Source organism: Pseudomonas marginalis (assembly GCF_900105325.1).
Classification (GTDB): Bacteria; Pseudomonadota; Gammaproteobacteria; order Pseudomonadales; family Pseudomonadaceae; genus Aquipseudomonas; species Aquipseudomonas marginalis.
Map to the genome: position 1 here is coordinate 2,078,472 of NZ_FNSU01000003.1, position 15,922 is coordinate 2,094,393.

Consider the following 15,922-nt stretch of genomic DNA (forward strand, 5'->3'; position numbering starts at 1 on the left):
CACGCCCTCATCGGGAGCAAGCCCCCTCCCACAGGGGTATGTCTGCGCCCTTTAGAGATCTCCCCATGAACGAACTCCTCAACCTGCAAGGCTACGGCCCGATGCTCGCCCAGGGTGCCTGGATGACGGTCAAGCTGGCGCTCCTGGCGCTGGCCCTGAGCCTCGCCCTGGGCCTGATCGCCGCCGGCGCCAAACTTTCCAGCGCCCAATGGCTGCGGGTGCCGGCCACGCTGTACACCACGCTGATCCGCAGCGTGCCGGACCTGGTGCTGATCCTGCTGATTTTCTACAGCCTGCAACTGTGGCTCAACGACCTGAGCGAAGTGTTCGGCTGGGACTACTTTGAAATCGACCCGTTTACCGCTGGGGTCATCACCCTGGGGTTTATCTACGGCGCGTATTTCACCGAGAACTTCCGTGGCGCGATCCTCAGTGTTCCGGTCGGCCAACTCGAAGCCGCCACCGCCTACGGCCTGAGCCGCTGGCAGCGTTTTCACCTGGTGCTGTTCCCGCAGCTGATGCGCTTTGCCCTGCCGGGCCTGGGCAATAACTGGCTGGTGCTGCTCAAGTCCACGGCGCTGGTGTCGATCATCGGCCTGTCGGACCTGGTCAAGGCCGCGCAGAACGCCGGCAAGACCACCAACGAGCCGTTGTACTTCCTGATCCTCGCGGGCCTGGTGTACCTGGTGATCACCACCCTCTCCAACCGCATCTTCAAGCGCCTCGAACGGCGCTATAACCTCGGCATCAAGGGGATGGCGCGATGATCGAACTGTTCCAGCAATACGGCCTGGCCTACCTGTTCAGCGATGGCACCGGGTTGTCCGGCGTTGCCATGACCTTGTGGCTGTTCATTATCTCGGTGGTGCTGGGTTTTTTCCTGTCGATCCCCCTGGCGCTGGCCCGCGTGTCGGAACACTTCTGGCTGCGCTGGCCGGTGGAGGTCTACACCTACCTGTTCCGCGGCACGCCGTTGTATATCCAACTGTTGATCTGCTACACCGGGCTGTACAGCCTGGAGGTGGTGCAAGACAACGCCCTGCTCAACCAGTTTTTCCGCAATGCCCTCAACTGCACCCTCCTGGCCTTTGTGCTCAACACCTGCGCCTACACCGTGGAAATCTTCGCCGGGGCGATCCGCAACATTCCCCACGGCGAACTCGAAGCGGCCCGCGCCTATGGCCTGCACGGCTGGCGCCTCAACCTGTTTGTGGTGGTGCCTGCCGCACTGCGCCGCGCGCTGCCGGCCTACAGCAATGAAATGATCCTGATGCTGCACGCCACGTCGCTGGCGTTTACCGCCACCGTCGCCGACATCCTCAAGGTGGCGCGCGATGCCAATGCCGAGACGTTCCTGACGTTCCAGGCCTTCGGCATCGCTGCCCTGCTCTACATGCTGCTGTCCTTTGCACTGGTGGGCCTGTTCCGACTGGCCGAACGTCGCTGGATGCGTTTTCTTGTTCCTACCCGAGGCTAACCCATGAATCAGTCCGCGCAGGCCCTGGCCACTTATCCTGTCGATGTACCCGTTACCCAGGCGACAACTGCTGCCGTCAAGCTGCAGGTCGAAGGCATCCATAAACGCTACGGCGAACACGAAGTGCTCAAGGGCGTGTCCCTCAACGCCCGCAATGGCGACGTGATCAGCCTGATCGGCGCCAGCGGCTCGGGCAAAAGCACGATGCTGCGCTGCATCAATTTTCTCGAACAGCCGGACGCCGGCGTCATCACCCTGGACGGCATCAGCATCGAAATGCGCCAGGGCCGCGCCGGCGCCCGTGCGCCGCACCAGGAACAATTGCAGAACCTGCGTACGCGCCTGGCCATGGTGTTCCAGCACTTCAACCTGTGGAGCCACATGACCGTGCTGGAAAACATCACCATAGCCCCGCGCCGGGTGCTGGGGGTAAGTGCCGCCGAAGCGGAAAAACGCGCGCGCACGTACCTCGACAAGGTCGGCCTGCCGGGCCGCGTGGCCGATCAGTACCCGGCGTTCCTGTCCGGCGGCCAGCAACAGCGCGTGGCCATCGCGCGGGCCCTGGCGATGGAGCCGGAAATCATTCTGTTCGATGAACCCACCTCCGCCCTCGACCCCGAACTTGTAGGAGAAGTCCTCAAAGTCATACAGACGTTGGCTGAGGAAGGTCGTACCATGCTGATGGTCACCCACGAAATGGGCTTTGCCCGCCAGGTGTCCAGCCAAGTGCTGTTCCTGCATCAGGGCCGAGTCGAGGAACAAGGCGGCGCCGAGATCCTCGACCACCCCAACAGCGAGCGCTTGCAGCAATTTCTTTCCAACCGTTTGAAGTGAAACCCATGGATACCAAGGCCAACGGACCCCATACCTCCCCTGCGCTGGATCGCATCGATGAGGCGATCATCGAAGTGCTGCGCCACCAGGGGCGTATCACCTATGAAAAGCTCTCGTCACTGGTGCACCTCACCCCCAGGCCCTGCCTGGAGCGGGTGCGCAAGCTGGAGCGACGCGGGGTGATTCGCGGGTACGGCGCGATCATCGATGTACAGATGGTCTCGCCCGGACTGTCGCTGCTGGTGCTGGTGGCCTTGTCCAACCAGAGCGGGCGCTCGGCGCAAAAGGCCTTCGAAGCCTGTATGAAGGCGTGCCCCCAGGTGTTCGAATGCCAGCTGATCAGCGGGCCGTTCGACTACAGCCTGCGCATGCGCTGCCGGGACATGGAGCACTACCGGGTGGTATCGGAGATCTGGCTGAACAATGATGAGTTGCACATCGATAAGTTGGTGGCACATCCGGAGTTGGCGGTGGTGAAAAATACCGCCATCGAACTGGCCTAGATCCTCAAACACTGGAAATCCAATGTGGGAGGGGTTTGCCCCTCCCAGATTTTTAACCGCGCCCGCTTGAAATACGCTTGCCGAGCTTGGTGCCAATCATCTTCGCCTGCCCATCCTTCTGCTTCCCCGTACGTGCCTCGCTGATCAACCCCGGGATCAACTTGCCCTCCGGCAGATTCTTCCAGAACCGGCTCGGCAAGTGCCCTTCCATCACCTTGGGGTTCAACCGCGCCGGGTTGAAGATATGGCTGTAGTACGTCAGCCACATCGCACTGTGGGGATCTTCGACATTCTGCGCCAGCTGCTGCCAGGCCTCAGGGCATTGGCGTTGATGAATCAACTGTTCGCCATCGTAATAAACCCCATCCAACGGCGTGGCGATCATCCAGCGATGGCGCCCCATGCGCCCGACAAAATGCTGGCTGGCCGATTTGAGGATGTCATGGGCCGGCTCATGCCAGGCGACGTACTCCGGCAACTCGGGCCCTGCCCCTGCCGGCAAGGCGATAAAGCGCACAAACGCATGCAGATGATGGGCCTCGCGGCTGACCTGCTTGATGCGCCGCTGCAGCTCAGTGCCGAGTTTATCCCCCGCCAGCATCGCGGTGCGGTCGCCATGGCTGACGCGCCAGAGCACTTCGTACAACAGGCTCCAACGCTGGTCGCCGTGGTAGCAGGCGGCCGACTCCAGCAACTCCAGCAGCGCCTTGGGAATGCGCGCCTGGAACGGCCCCAAGCCTGCGGGGATCGGCTCATCGGTCGCAAACAGATCCGCCGCCTGCATCTCGCCCCAGCTGACCTGGCTGGGGTCGACCTGATGGCTGAGCAGCCAGCGCGCCTGTTCGCGCCAGGTGCTGAAAAGGTTGTCGCATTCCAGGCTGATCATCCCCACAACCCCATCTGCTGCGGCTGCGGGCGGTCGCGCAGTTGCTCGCGCAGCAGCACGCTGGTGCTGTCCGCCTGTTGCGGGTGGTAGTCACTGGTGATGAAAAACGGCTTGGCCTTGGCCAGCACACAGCGCATGCGCGCCAGGTCTTCAAAGCGGATCTTGCGTTCGCGGCGCAGGTCCACCAGGCGCTGGGTGGTGCGCAGGCCGATCCCTGGGATGCGAGCGATCAAGGTCGGCTCGGCGCGATTCAGGTCCAGGGGGAATACCTCGCGGTGCTCCAGGGCCCAGGCCAGCTTGGGGTCGATGTCCAGGGCCAGGTGGCCGGGGCCTTCGAACAGTTCGTTGGCACTGAAGCCGTAGCTGCGCAGCAGGAAATCCGCCTGGTACAAGCGATGCTCGCGCATCAACGGCGGCGCGGCCAGTGGCACGCTTTTCGGGCTGTTGGGGATGGGGCTGAAGGCCGAGTAATACACGCGGCGCAGCTTGAAGTTGCCATACAGCGCCTCGGCACTGTGGAGGATGGTGCTGTCGTCGGTCTCGTCGGCGCCGACGATCATCTGGGTGCTCTGCCCGGCCGGGGCGAAACGCGGTGCGCGGGGTTCGTTCAGGACCGTCTGCTCGCCGGTGTAGATGGTCTGCATGGCCTGCTTGATCGAGACGATCTGTTTTTCCGGCGCCAGGGTTTGCAGGCTGGCATCGGTGGGCAGTTCGATATTCACGCTGAGGCGGTCGGCATAGCGCCCGGCCTCGGCAATCAGCGCCGGGTCGGCTTCGGGGATGGTCTTGAGGTGGATGTAACCGCGAAAGTCATGCTCTTCGCGCAGCAGTTTGGCCACCCGCACCAACTGCTCCATGGTGTAGTCGGCCGAACGAATGATGCCGGAGCTGAGGAACAGCCCGCTGACGCAGTTGCGCTTGTAGAAATCCAGGGTCAGGGTGACCACCTCCTCCGGGCTGAAGCGTGCACGGGGCACGTCGCTGGAGCGGCGGTTGACGCAGTATTGGCAGTCGTAGAGGCAGAAGTTGGTGAGCAACACCTTGAGCAAGGATACGCAACGACCGTCCGGCGTGTAGCTGTGGCAGATGCCCATGCCATCGGTGGAGCCCAGACCCGCCTTGCCCTCCGAACTGCGCTTGGGCGCGCCACTGCTGGCGCAGGAGGCGTCGTACTTGGCCGCGTCGGCAAGGATGCTGAGTTTTTCGATCAACTGCATGGAAGGCTACCGATACTGGTTTTTTGTACAGTACCAGTAGCCCAACAGTGTTGCTAGTACCACCTGTAGGAGCGAGGGGGACGCCTAGTTCTTGCTCGCGAAGAACGCAAGAACAACGCGTTAATCCAGAATGCCCGCGTATCGTTGACGATTTTCGCGAGCAAGCTCGCTCCTACAAGGGCGGTCAGCTGGCAGTGGCGAGCAGCAAATCCTGCACCGAGCGGCCCTGGCCACGGTGACGATCATGCTCGAACAGCGACGCCGCAATCTCATCCGCGCGAATCGGCAGTACCGACAGCAACGTATCGCTCAAGCCATGGCTGGCCTGGCTGAAGCCCTGGATGTAGATGCCGGCCTTGCAGCGCTCATCGGTGACGATGCGGTAGTCGCGCGCCACTTCAAAATCACCCAGATACTCCTCCAGCGGCGCCAGCAATGCGCGGTGGGTCTCGCGCTCGTAGCCGGTGGCGAGGATCACCGCGTCGTAATGGTTGACGCTGGTTTCGCCGCTGGCGTTGTTGCGCAGGGCCAGTTCGATGCCCAGGGGGCCGGGGGTGGCCTTCTCGACCACGGTCATGGTGCGGAAGGCCTGGCGGGCGATGCCGGAGACTTTCTGGCGGTAGAAAATCCCGTAGATGCGCTCGATCAGGTCGAGGTCGACCACCGAATAGTTGGTGTTCTGGTACTCGGCGACCAGGCGCTCGCGCTCGGCACCGACTTGCTGGAACACCAGGTCGGTGAAAGCCGGCGAGAACACTTCGTTGACGAACGGGCTGTCATCGGCGGGCTTGAGCGCCGAACCGCGCAGGATCATGTCGACCTGTACCGATGGGAAGCTGTCGTTCAGGTCGATAAAGGCTTCGGCCGCGCTCTGGCCACCACCGATGATGGCGATGCGCATCGCCTTGCCGTCCACGCAAGGCTGGGTGGCCATGCGCTCCAGGTACTGGGAATGGTGGAACACCCGGCTGTCGCCCTTGAGGGCCTTGAAGGTTTCGGGAATGCGCGGGGTGCCGCCGGCGCTGACCACCACCGAACGGGTGGTGCGCACATGCTGCTCGCCTAGGGCATCGCGAGAGATCACGCGCAATGCCTCGACCTGTTGCTGGTGCAGGATCGGCTCGATGGCCAGCACTTCCTCGCCGTAGCGGGCCTGGGCCTGGAACTGCCCCGCGACCCAGCGCAGGTAGTCGTTGTACTCCATGCGGCACGGGTAGAAGGTGCCCAGGTTGATGAAGTCCACCAGGCGGTCGTGGGCTTTCAGGTAATTGACGAAGGAGTACGGGCTGGTGGGGTTGCGCAGGGTCACCAGGTCCTTGAGGAACGAAATCTGCAATTCGCTCTGGGTCACCAGGGTATTGCCGTGCCAGCGGTAATCGGCCTGTTTGTCAAGAAACAGTACGTCCAGTTTGCCCTGCGCCTTTTCACGCTCCTGCAGGGCGATGGCCAGCGCCAGGTTCGAAGGGCCGAAACCGATACCGATCAGGTCATGAACCGCGGGCGAAGCAATTGCCTGTGTCATTCCAGTGTCCTCTGGATAAGCCCCTTGGCGGTGGGGCGGGAATACCTTCGAGACCTGCACAACAGGTCATGTGTTGATAGGAAACGAGGACAGTGAAAAAAAATTTAACCGATCAGTGATCAGTGCGCGTCCCACTCGCGCATCCGCACCCGGCAGTGCTTCATGGCGTTGACGATGTGTTTTTCCACCAGGGTGCGGGAAATACCCAGGCGCTCGGCGATTTGCAGGTGGCTCAGGCCCTCGAGTTTGCGCAGCAGGAAGCTGTCGCGACAGGCCGCCGGCAGCTCGGCCAGGGCGCGTTCGAGCAAGGCCAGGCGTTGGCCGTAGTCGTGGGTGGCATGGGGCGAACAGGCGGCAAAGCGCTCCTCGCTGTCGAGCACCTCCAGGGGTTCGACCTGGCGCAGGGCATTACGCCGGTGGCCATCGATCACCAGGTTCAGCGCGGTGCGATACAAAAAGGCACGCGGCTGTTCGATGGGCGTCTCGCTGGAACGTTCCAGCACCCGGACATAAGCGTCATGCACCACATCCTCGGCCACCTGACGGTTGCCCAGCTTGGCGTTGAGGAAACACACCAGCTCGCGATAGTAGTTTTCCAACATGACTCCCGGCCACCGGGTGGCGGCATTAGGTCCTGTAGGAGCGAGCTTGCTCGCGAAGTACGTCAACGATAACGCGGGAAACCAGAGTGAACGCGGCGTCATTGAGCTCTTCGCGAGCAAGCTCGCTCCTACACAAATACAGGCCATTCAGTAATGGCAGTTTGGGTAGGTGCAATTTATAGTAATTCTCATCTACTTTTAAACAAGACTTGCACCTACAGGCCGTTTTTTTTCTCCACAAGACCTGTAACCACTTATGTAACACCCTAAATCCTCGGCCAATTCTCTCGTTTAACTGTCAGCTCTGCGCAACTGCGCTCCGAACTTTCCCGGCTGGAACCTAAGCATGAAACGCCCTCGACCTGCCCGACGCGCCTTGCTCGCTATCGCGTGCCTGATTCCCATCATCGCCGTCGCCGCCTGGCAGGTGTTGCCGCCGGGGCGTGACAACCTGACCACCGTCACCGTCACCCGCGGCACTATCGAAAACAGCGTCACGGCCCTGGGCACCCTGCAACCGCGCCGGTATGTCGACGTGGGCGCCCAGGCGTCCGGGCAGATTCGCAAGATCCACGTTGAAGCCGGCGACCGGGTGCAGGAGGGCCAATTGCTGGTGGAGATCGACCCCTCGACGCAAAAAGCCAAGCTCGATGCCAGCCGCTACGCCATCGAAAACCTCAAGGCCCAGTTGCAGGAGCAAAAGGCCCAGCACGCCCTGGCCCGCCAGAAGTACCAGCGCCAGCAGCGCCTGGCCGCCGGCAACGCCACCCGCGAGGAAGACGTGCAAACCGCCAAGGCCGAACTGAGTGCCACCCAGGCCCGGATGGACATGTTCCAGGCGCAGATTCTCCAGGCCCAGGCCAGCCTGCGCAGCGATGAAGCGGAACTGGGCTATACGCGCATCTACGCACCGATGACCGGCACCGTGGTCGCGGTGGACGCGCGCGTCGGCCAGACCCTCAATGCCCAGCAGCAGACGCCGCTGATCCTGCGGATCGCCAAGTTGTCGCCGATGACCGTGTGGGCGGAAGTCTCGGAAGCCGACATCGGCCACGTCAAACCGGGCATGACCGCCTACTTCACCACCCTCAGCGGCGGCAACCGGCGCTGGACCAGTACCGTGCGGCAGATCCTGCCGATCCCGCCCAAGCCGCTGAATGAAACCCAGGGCAGCGGCAGCCCCAACAGTTCCAGCAAGAGCGGCAGCGGTCGCGTGGTGCTGTACACCGTGCTGCTGGACGTGGACAACAGCGACAACGCGCTGATGGCCGAAATGACCGCCCAGGTATTTTTCGTCGCCAGCCAGGTCAAGGATGTCCTCACCGCACCGGTGGCCGCGCTGCTGGGCACCTCAAGTGCCGACAAGCATATCGCCCGCGTGGTCGCCACCAACGGCCGCATCGAAGAACGTGAAGTGCACCTGGGCATCAGCGATCGCCTGCGGGTCGAAGTGCTCGACGGCCTGCACGAAGGCGATCACCTGCTGATCGGCCCGGCCGACGGCAACGGGGGTTGAGGTGACCACGCCCCTGATCGAACTCAAGAACATCCGCAAATCCTACGGCGGTGGCGACAGCCCGCAGGTCGACGTGTTGCGCGGCATCGACCTGTCGATCCACGCCGGGGAATTCGTCGCCATCGTCGGGGCTTCCGGTTCCGGCAAGTCCACGTTGATGAATATCCTCGGTTGCCTCGACCGCCCAAGCCTGGGCGAGTACCTGTTCGCGGGGGAAAACGTCGCCCACCTGGACAGCGACGAACTGGCCTGGCTGCGCCGCGAGGCGTTCGGCTTTGTGTTCCAGGGCTACCATTTGATCCCCTCGGGCTCGGCCCAGGAGAACGTCGAGATGCCGGCGATCTACGCCGGCATCAGCGCCGCCGAACGCCATGCCCGCGCCCACGCGCTGCTCACACGCCTGGGCCTGGCCGAGCGCACCGGTAACCGTCCGCACCAGCTGTCCGGCGGTCAACAACAGCGTGTCTCGATCGCTCGGGCGCTGATGAACGGCGGCCACATCATCCTTGCCGATGAACCCACCGGCGCCCTCGACAGCCACAGCGGCGCCGAGGTAATGACCCTGCTGGACGAACTGGCCAGCCAGGGCCATGTGGTGATCCTGATCACCCACGACCGTGAAGTCGCGGCGCGGGCCAACCGCATCATCGAGATTCGCGATGGCCTGATCATCAGTGACTCGGCCGATGACGAAGCAGCGCCCCCACCCGCCACCCGCGGCGCGCTGCAAGCCGTGGACCTGCGCCAGCGCCTGGCCGACGGCGCCGAACACAATGGCGCCTGGAAGGCCGAACTGCTGGACGCGGTCCAGGCCGCCTGGCGGGTGATGTGGATCAACCGTTTTCGCACCGCGCTGACCCTGCTGGGGATCATCATCGGCGTAGCCTCGGTGGTGGTGATGCTGGCCGTGGGCGAAGGCAGCAAACGCCAGGTCATGGCGCAGATGGGCGCGTTCGGTTCCAACATCCTCTACCTCAGCGGCTCATCGCCCAACCCGCGCACGCCGCTGGGTATCGTCACCCTCAATGACGTCGCGGCGCTGGCGGCGCTGCCCCAGATCAAGCGCATCATGCCGGTCAACGGCACCGAAGCCGGCGTGCGCTATGGCAACGTCGACTACATGGCCTATGTGGGCGGCAATGACACCAATTTCCCGGACATTTTCAACTGGCCGGTGGTCGAGGGCAGTTACTTCACGGCGGCCGACGAGCATGCGGCCGCCACCGTGGCGGTGATCGGCCATCGCGTGCGGGAAAAGCTGTTCAAGGGAGAGGTCGACCCCATCGGCCAGTACATCCTGATCGAAAACGTACCGTTCCAGGTGATCGGCGTGCTGGCGGAGAAAGGCGCCAGCTCCGGCAACAAAGACAGTGATGACCGTATCGCCATCCCCTACACCGCCGCCAGCGTGCGCCTGTTCGGCAGCTACAACCCCGAATACGTGGTGATTGCCGCCGCCGATGCGCGCAAAGTCCACGAGGCCGAAGTGGCCATCGATCAGTTGATGCAAAAGCTGCACAACGGCAAGCGCGACTACGAGCTGACCAACAACGCGGCGATGATCCAGGCCGAGGCGCGCACCCAGAATACCCTGTCGCTGATGCTCGGCTCGATTGCCGCGATTTCCCTGCTGGTAGGCGGCATTGGCGTGATGAACATCATGCTGATGACCGTGCGCGAACGCACCCGCGAGATCGGCATTCGCATGGCCACCGGCGCGCGCCAGCGCGACATCCTGCGCCAGTTCCTGACCGAGGCGGTGATGCTGTCGGTGGTCGGCGGCCTGTGTGGCATTGCCCTGGCCCTGCTGGTGGGTGGCGTGCTGGTGCTGGCCAAGGTGGCGGTGCAGTTCTCCCTGGTGGCGGTGTTTGGCGCATTCGCTTGCGCACTGGTCACCGGCGTCGTATTCGGCTTCATGCCGGCCCGTAAAGCTGCCCGGCTCGATCCAGTTAAGGCGTTGACCAGTGAATAAACGATCCATTCCCCCGTACCTGCCCGCACTTGGCCTGTGCCTGCTGCTCACGGCCTGCGCCGGTGACCCGCCCGCCGTGGACAGCGCTATTGCGCCGCCGGCTGCCTGGCAGTTCGCTGAACGCGACGCCGCCCAGGCCACTAACCAGCGCTGGTGGACGCAGTTCGGCAGCCCGCAGTTGAACCGCCTGGTCGACCAGGCCCGGCGTGACAGCTTCGACGTGGCCGCCGCCATGGCCCGCGTGCGCCAGGCCCAGGCCACGGCGGTGATTGCCGGGGCGCCACTGTTGCCCGAGGTGAAGTTCAACCTTGCCGCCAGCCACCAGAAGTTGTTGCACGGCACGGGCGGGCCGGACCTTGACGCCTCACAAAGCGATGACGCCGTCGATAATTTCGGCGCCAACTTCACCGCCAGCTACGAAGTGGATTTCTGGGGTGGCCGCGCCGCTGCCCGTGACAGTGCCCTGCACAGTCTGCGCGCCAGCGAGTTCGACCAGGCCACCGTGGAACTGACCTTGCTCAGCAACGTCGCCGACCGCTACGCGCAAACCCTCGCGGCGCGCCAGCGCCAGCAGATCGCCGAGTTGAACCTGACCAATGCGCGTAACGTCCTCGACCTGGTGCAGACCCGTTACGACGCAGGCTCCGCTACGGCCCTGGAACTGGCCCAGCAGAAAAGCCTGGTGGCCAGCCAGCAACGCCAGCTGCCGTTGATTCAACAACTGGCCGAAGAATCCCAGATCACCCTTGCCGCCCTCCTCGGCCAACCGGTCCAGGCCTTGGACCTGGGCGCCGAACCCTTCCAGGAGCTGACCTGGCCAACCATCGGCGCCGGCATGCCCAGCCAGCTGCTCAGCCGCCGGCCGGACATTGCCAAGGCCGAGGCCGAACTGGCGGCAGCCCAGGCGGACGTCACCGTGGCCCGCGCCGCCATGCTGCCGGCCCTGACCCTCGGCGCCACGCTCGGCTCCGATGCCTACAAGGCCGTGGACGTCCTGCGCAGCCCCTACTACACGCTGACGGCCGGCCTGGTCGGGCCGATCTTCAACAACGGCCGTTTAAGCGCCGAGCGCGACAAGGCGCGCGCGCGCCAGGATGAGCTGTTGCAAACCTACCGCGGCGCGATCATCAACGGCTTTGCCGATGTGGAAAAAGCCCTCAGCAGCATCACGCGCCTGGACCAGCAGCGCCACTGGCAAACGGAAGAACTGCAACAGGCCCAAACCGCCTTCCAGATCGCCGAAAGCCGCTACCAGGCGGGTGCCGAGGACTTGCTGACGGTACTGGAAACCCAGCGCACCCTGTATGCCGCCCAGGACTTGAACGTGCAATTGCGACTGTCACGCCTGCAGGCCAGCATTGCGCTGTACAAGGCATTGGGCGGCGGTTGGAAAACCAGCATCTGATAAACGAAACTCCAGTTTCGTACATAAGTCGTCTACCGCCCCTACATTCTTCGACTCAGGTTCCTTGGTAAAAAATGCCGCTATCACACGGCTGCCAGGGAACACTGGATGAATGTTGCAAAATACCTCGCGTGCGGCTGTCTCTGGTTGATGGCAACCCTTGGCCAGGCAGAGCCACTGATCAAACCCACCGCCATTGATTGGCTGCTCGATTGCCCCCTCCCCACCACCGAACGGCTTGACCCCGAGGTGCTGTCGCGCACCCAGTGCGGCATCGTCACCGTACCGCGCAACCATGCCGCCCCCTGGCAAGGCCACCAGCGCCTCTACCTGACCCGTGTCGGCGCCCGCGATCCCCTGAACCGCAAGGGCGTGGTCTTCACCCAGGCCGGCGACACCGCGCAAAAAAACTACGGAAGCACCTTCGCCATTCACCTCGCCAGCCGCTGGGACACGTATTCAACACAAGCCTATCGCACGCTGCTCAACCGCTACGACATGATCGAACTCAGCCCCCGCGACCTCACTCAGGAGCATGGCGTCGAACAGGCCGTACGGGACATGGAGTACGTCCGCGCCCAGTTGGGCGACGCCCAACTGCATTACCTGGGGGACACCATCGCCACGCGCCTGGGCAGCCGCTATGCCGCAGTGTTTCCCGAGCGCGTCGCACGCATGGTGCTGGTCAACGCCGAACACACCATGGCGGGTAGGCTTGGGGTCGAACAACTGCGCCTCAAGGAGCCCGCCAAACCGGACGCCGGCGGCTGTATCAACCGATGGGTGGGTGACTTCCTCGCCTATGGCAAACAGCCGCCACCGTCGACTCGCTGCCTTGACGTGGCAGGCAGGCAGTAGCGCGTCGTTTACGACCTGTTGCCGCCGAAAACGACACCCTGCGTTGACGCTCCGTCGCAATCGTTATTAAGTGCTATTTATCCGCATTAATACGATAAATCGAACCCATGCTGAGTCGCCCGCTACGCCGCAAACGCCAGAAGCTGTCCGACGTGATTGTCGAGTCGGTCAAGCGCTCTATCGTCACCGACGCCTTGAAGCCCGGCGACCGCCTGCCCACCGAGCGTGAGCTGATGGAGAGCTTCCAGTGCTCCAAGGGCTCGGCCCGTGAAGCGCTCAAGGCCCTGGAGGTCGAGGGGCTGGTGAGTACGCGCACCGGCCCCAGCGGCGGTGCGTACCTGAACCAGGCCGGCACTGAACCCGCCAGCCGCGCGCTGCGTAACTACCTGCACTTCCAGCATCTGGACGGCGAGCAGGTGTACCAGTTGCGCAAGGTCATCGAAGTGGAACTGGCGGTGTCGGTGCTCGGGCGCCTGAGTGAGGACGACTACCGGGCATTGCAGGACAACGTGGATTTCTGCAGCGCCCCCGAAGACAGCGAAGCCGGCCAGCGCGAGCAACGCCTGGCGGAACTGGAGTTCCACAACCTGCTGGCCAAGGCCTGCCCCAACCCGTTGCTGAGCTTTATGGCGCAATTTCTCAACGACCTGCTGCGCGACCTGGTGGTACTGAAAAAAGCCTACAAGCCCAAGCGCAAGCAGTTCGACGCGGCCAACCTCGACTATCACAAACAGCTGCTGAACGCCTTTCGCGCCGGGGATGAAGGCGCGGTACGCAGCCTGATGCATGAACATATGTGCGACGCCGAACACCATATGACCGCGCTGGAAGGCCAGGTCAGCCCGCACTTTCTACTGGAGTTCGACCACAACCACTGAAAACACCCCTCCCACAGTTGACTGCATTCACTGCGTTATCCCAATAACAGGCCTGCCCACAGGCCCTGCTCCACCGTATCGCCCTTGCTACTCCTGCCAATAACTAAACCAGGGAGTCACCCCATGCAGCGTCGTACGTTATTGAAAGCCAGTCTTACCGCCGCCGCCCTCAGTCTTCCACTGAGCGTGCGTTCGGCATTCGCCGCCGAGCCCTTTACCTTTTACGGCCTCAAGTCCATGTCCGGCGCCTTTGCCAGCTATGGCAAGTTTGCCGACATGGGTTCGCGCCTGGCGGTGGCACAACACACCGAGCTACTGGGCCGCCCCTTGAACTACAAGGTCATCGACACCGAGGGCAACGCCGGCAAGGCCGTGCGCAAGGTGCAGGAGGCGATCCAGCAGGACGGCGCGCGCTTCTTCCAGGGCTGCACGCTGTCGTCGTCGGCACTCGCGGTGGCCAAGGAAGTCGACAAGGTCGGCGGTGTATTCATGACCCCGGTCGGTGCCGATGAAGTCACCGGCAAAGACTGCAACCACGCCACGTTCCGCTGGTCGGTACCTACCTACGGCGCGATCCGCGAAACCATGGTGCCGCTGATCAAGCTGCTGCCGGATGCCAAGCGCTGGTACACCATCACGCCGCAATATGTGTTCGGCGAAGCGCTGCTCGAAGGCGCCAGAAACGTACTCAAGGAACATGGCCTGGAGCATGTCGGCAACAGCTACCACTCGCTGCAGGAGCAGGAATTCTCCGGCTACCTGACCAACGCCATCTCCACCAAACCCGACGTGCTGGTGTTGCTGAATTTCGGCAGCCAATCGTCCAACACCCTGCGCCAGGCGGTGAACTTCGGCATCAAGGAGCGCATGAAAGTGCTGCTGGTGTGGTCCGCCGGCCTCGACCAGTTCCAGGAACTGGGCAGCGATATCCTCGACGGCGTGTACCTCGGCGCGCAGTACTGGCATCAGGTCGACACCCCGCTCAACCGCGAACTGGTCAAGCTGACCCAGGCCAAGTACGGCATCAACCCCACCTACCCGTTGGCCGCCGACTACATCAGCACCAAAGTCATGCTCGACACCATCATCGCCACCGCCAGCTTCGACGGGCCGACCGTGGCCAAGGCCATGCAGGGCCTGAGTTTCGAAGGCCCCACCGGCAAGGAGTCGATCCGCGCCGGCGACCACCAGGTGATCAAGGACTACTACCTGCTGGTCGGCAAGGCCGCCGGCGAGATGGCCGACAAGGATGACCTGGCCAAGGTACTCAGCGCCGGCCAGTCCTTCCCGCCGGTGGAAGCCACGGGCTGCACGCTCGCCTGATCCGCTAAAACACCACCGTTGTACACGGCAGGGCCGCCCGGGCGGCCACCTGTTCGAGGGTTTCTGCATGCTTAATCTTTACCTGTTCCAGATACTCAACGGCCTTGGATTGGGAATGATCTACTTCCTGATCGCGGTCGGGCTGACGATCATTTTCGGCCTGCTCAACTTCGTCAACTTCGCCCACGGCGCGTTCTTCCTGCTGGGCGCCTACATCTGCTACACCGCCGTGAGCCTCACCGGCAACTTCTGGCTGGCGCTGTTGATTGCGCCGCTGGTGGTGGCCGCGTTGGCCTGGGTGATCGAGCGGCTGTTGATCCAGCGGATCTATCACTTGCCGCACATGTTCCAGATCCTGGTCACCCTGGGCATCGCACTGATCATCCAGGAAGCCAGCGTAATGATCTGGGGCCCGGTGGGCAAAAGCGTCGCCGTGCCGGAACTGCTGCGCGGCGTGCTGGTGGTGGGTGATTTCGTCTACCCCTACTACCGCCTGTTCCTCATCGTGTTTTCCGGGCTGGTGGGCCTGGGCCTGTGGCTGCTGCTGGAACGCACACGCTTCGGCGCCCTGGTGCGCGCCGGCAGTGAAAGCACCGAGACCGTGTCGCTGCTCGGCACGAATATCTTCCGCCTGTTCTCCATGACCTTCGCCCTCGGCGTGGGCCTGGCCGGCATGGCCGGGGTGCTGTTCGCGCCGTTGCGCGGTGCGCAGCCGTTCGTTGGCCCGGAGATTCTCGGCATCGCCTTCGTGGTGGTGGTGATCGGCGGCATGGGCTCGTTCAGCGGTGCGCTGGTCGGCGGTTTGCTGGTGGGCGTGGTGCAAAGCCTGATGACCACACTCTGGCCCCAAGGCGCGAGCCTGATGATCTACGGCGCCATGGCCGTGGTGATTCTGGTGCGGCCTTACGGCCTGTTTGGGAGAGCCTGAC

Annotated in this window: 15 protein-coding genes; 11 read left to right on the plus strand and 4 right to left on the minus strand. The window is 63.2% G+C overall.

The genetic code is table 11. The annotated features are described in order from the left end of the window. The first annotated feature begins 65 nt into the window (after positions 1-65). From BLW22_RS18680 to BLW22_RS18695, 4 genes are read left to right on the plus strand one after another with little or no spacing between them, the layout of a single operon-like run. Positions 66-767 carry an ABC transporter permease gene (locus tag BLW22_RS18680; RefSeq protein ID WP_027606180.1) on the plus strand — a complete coding sequence of 234 codons (702 nt, stop codon included), beginning with the start codon at positions 66-68 and terminating at the stop codon, positions 765-767. Continuing rightward, positions 764-1,477 (plus strand): ABC transporter permease, encoded by a 714-nt coding sequence (locus tag BLW22_RS18685; protein WP_065923793.1) that lies wholly within the window; start codon positions 764-766, stop codon positions 1,475-1,477. The genes BLW22_RS18680 and BLW22_RS18685 overlap by 4 nt, the downstream gene beginning before the upstream one ends. 3 nt (positions 1,478-1,480) lie before the next feature. After that, the gene (locus BLW22_RS18690; protein ID WP_074847241.1) at positions 1,481-2,311 is read left to right on the plus strand and encodes an ABC transporter ATP-binding protein; all 831 of its coding nucleotides are present in this window, start codon (positions 1,481-1,483) and stop codon (positions 2,309-2,311) included. Positions 2,312-2,316: 5 nt separating this feature from the next. Then, entirely contained in the window at positions 2,317-2,814 is a 498-nt protein-coding gene (locus BLW22_RS18695) for an Lrp/AsnC family transcriptional regulator (protein WP_053138651.1), read from the plus strand. 52 nt (positions 2,815-2,866) lie between these two features. On the opposite strand, the gene BLW22_RS18700 is transcribed toward BLW22_RS18695, so the two are convergent. The 4 genes from BLW22_RS18700 to BLW22_RS18715 all read right to left on the minus strand — a co-directional run bounded on the left by BLW22_RS18700 (position 2,867) and on the right by BLW22_RS18715 (position 7,041). Next, the gene (locus BLW22_RS18700; protein WP_065923791.1) at positions 2,867-3,700 is read right to left on the minus strand and encodes a TIGR03915 family putative DNA repair protein; all 834 of its coding nucleotides are present in this window, start codon (positions 3,698-3,700) and stop codon (positions 2,867-2,869) included. After that, positions 3,697-4,917 carry a putative DNA modification/repair radical SAM protein gene (locus BLW22_RS18705; RefSeq protein WP_027606175.1) on the minus strand — a complete coding sequence of 407 codons (1,221 nt, stop codon included), beginning with the start codon at positions 4,915-4,917 and terminating at the stop codon, positions 3,697-3,699. The genes BLW22_RS18700 and BLW22_RS18705 overlap by 4 nt, the downstream gene beginning before the upstream one ends. A 184-nt stretch (positions 4,918-5,101) precedes the next feature. Next, the gene (locus BLW22_RS18710) at positions 5,102-6,439 is read right to left on the minus strand and encodes a lysine N(6)-hydroxylase/L-ornithine N(5)-oxygenase family protein (RefSeq protein WP_065948432.1); all 1,338 of its coding nucleotides are present in this window, start codon (positions 6,437-6,439) and stop codon (positions 5,102-5,104) included. A 119-nt stretch (positions 6,440-6,558) separates the two neighbouring features. Then, entirely contained in the window at positions 6,559-7,041 is a 483-nt protein-coding gene (locus tag BLW22_RS18715; protein WP_065923789.1) for a sigma-70 family RNA polymerase sigma factor, read from the minus strand. A 346-nt stretch (positions 7,042-7,387) separates the two neighbouring features. Between BLW22_RS18715 and BLW22_RS18720 the strand changes: the two genes are divergently transcribed. The 7 genes from BLW22_RS18720 (at position 7,388) to BLW22_RS18750 (ending at position 15,921) form a co-directional block, all read left to right on the plus strand. Continuing rightward, positions 7,388-8,557: an efflux RND transporter periplasmic adaptor subunit gene (locus tag BLW22_RS18720; RefSeq protein WP_074847242.1), complete on the plus strand. Its 1,170-nt coding sequence runs from the start codon at positions 7,388-7,390 to the stop codon at positions 8,555-8,557. Position 8,558: 1 nt separating this feature from the next. Further along, positions 8,559-10,529, plus strand: a complete 1,971-nt coding sequence (locus BLW22_RS18725) for a MacB family efflux pump subunit (RefSeq protein ID WP_065923787.1) — start codon at positions 8,559-8,561, stop codon at positions 10,527-10,529. Further along, entirely contained in the window at positions 10,522-11,934 is a 1,413-nt protein-coding gene (locus tag BLW22_RS18730) for an efflux transporter outer membrane subunit (RefSeq protein WP_074847243.1), read from the plus strand. The genes BLW22_RS18725 and BLW22_RS18730 overlap by 8 nt, the downstream gene beginning before the upstream one ends. 108 nt (positions 11,935-12,042) lie before the next feature. Beyond that, on the plus strand, positions 12,043-12,792 hold the full coding sequence (locus BLW22_RS18735) for an alpha/beta fold hydrolase (protein WP_065948435.1): 750 nt from the start codon (positions 12,043-12,045) through the stop codon (positions 12,790-12,792). Between the two features lie 107 nt (positions 12,793-12,899). Further along, a complete protein-coding gene (locus tag BLW22_RS18740; protein ID WP_065923784.1) occupies positions 12,900-13,670 on the plus strand; it encodes a FadR/GntR family transcriptional regulator in 771 nt (256 codons plus the stop codon). A 123-nt stretch (positions 13,671-13,793) separates the two neighbouring features. Further along, positions 13,794-14,993, plus strand: coding sequence for an ABC transporter substrate-binding protein (locus tag BLW22_RS18745; RefSeq protein WP_074847244.1), 1,200 nt, complete (start codon positions 13,794-13,796; stop codon positions 14,991-14,993). Between the two features lie 67 nt (positions 14,994-15,060). Then, complete coding sequence (locus tag BLW22_RS18750) at positions 15,061-15,921, plus strand: branched-chain amino acid ABC transporter permease (RefSeq protein WP_065923782.1); 861 nt, start codon at positions 15,061-15,063, stop codon at positions 15,919-15,921. The last annotated feature ends 1 nt before the right edge of the window (position 15,922 follow it).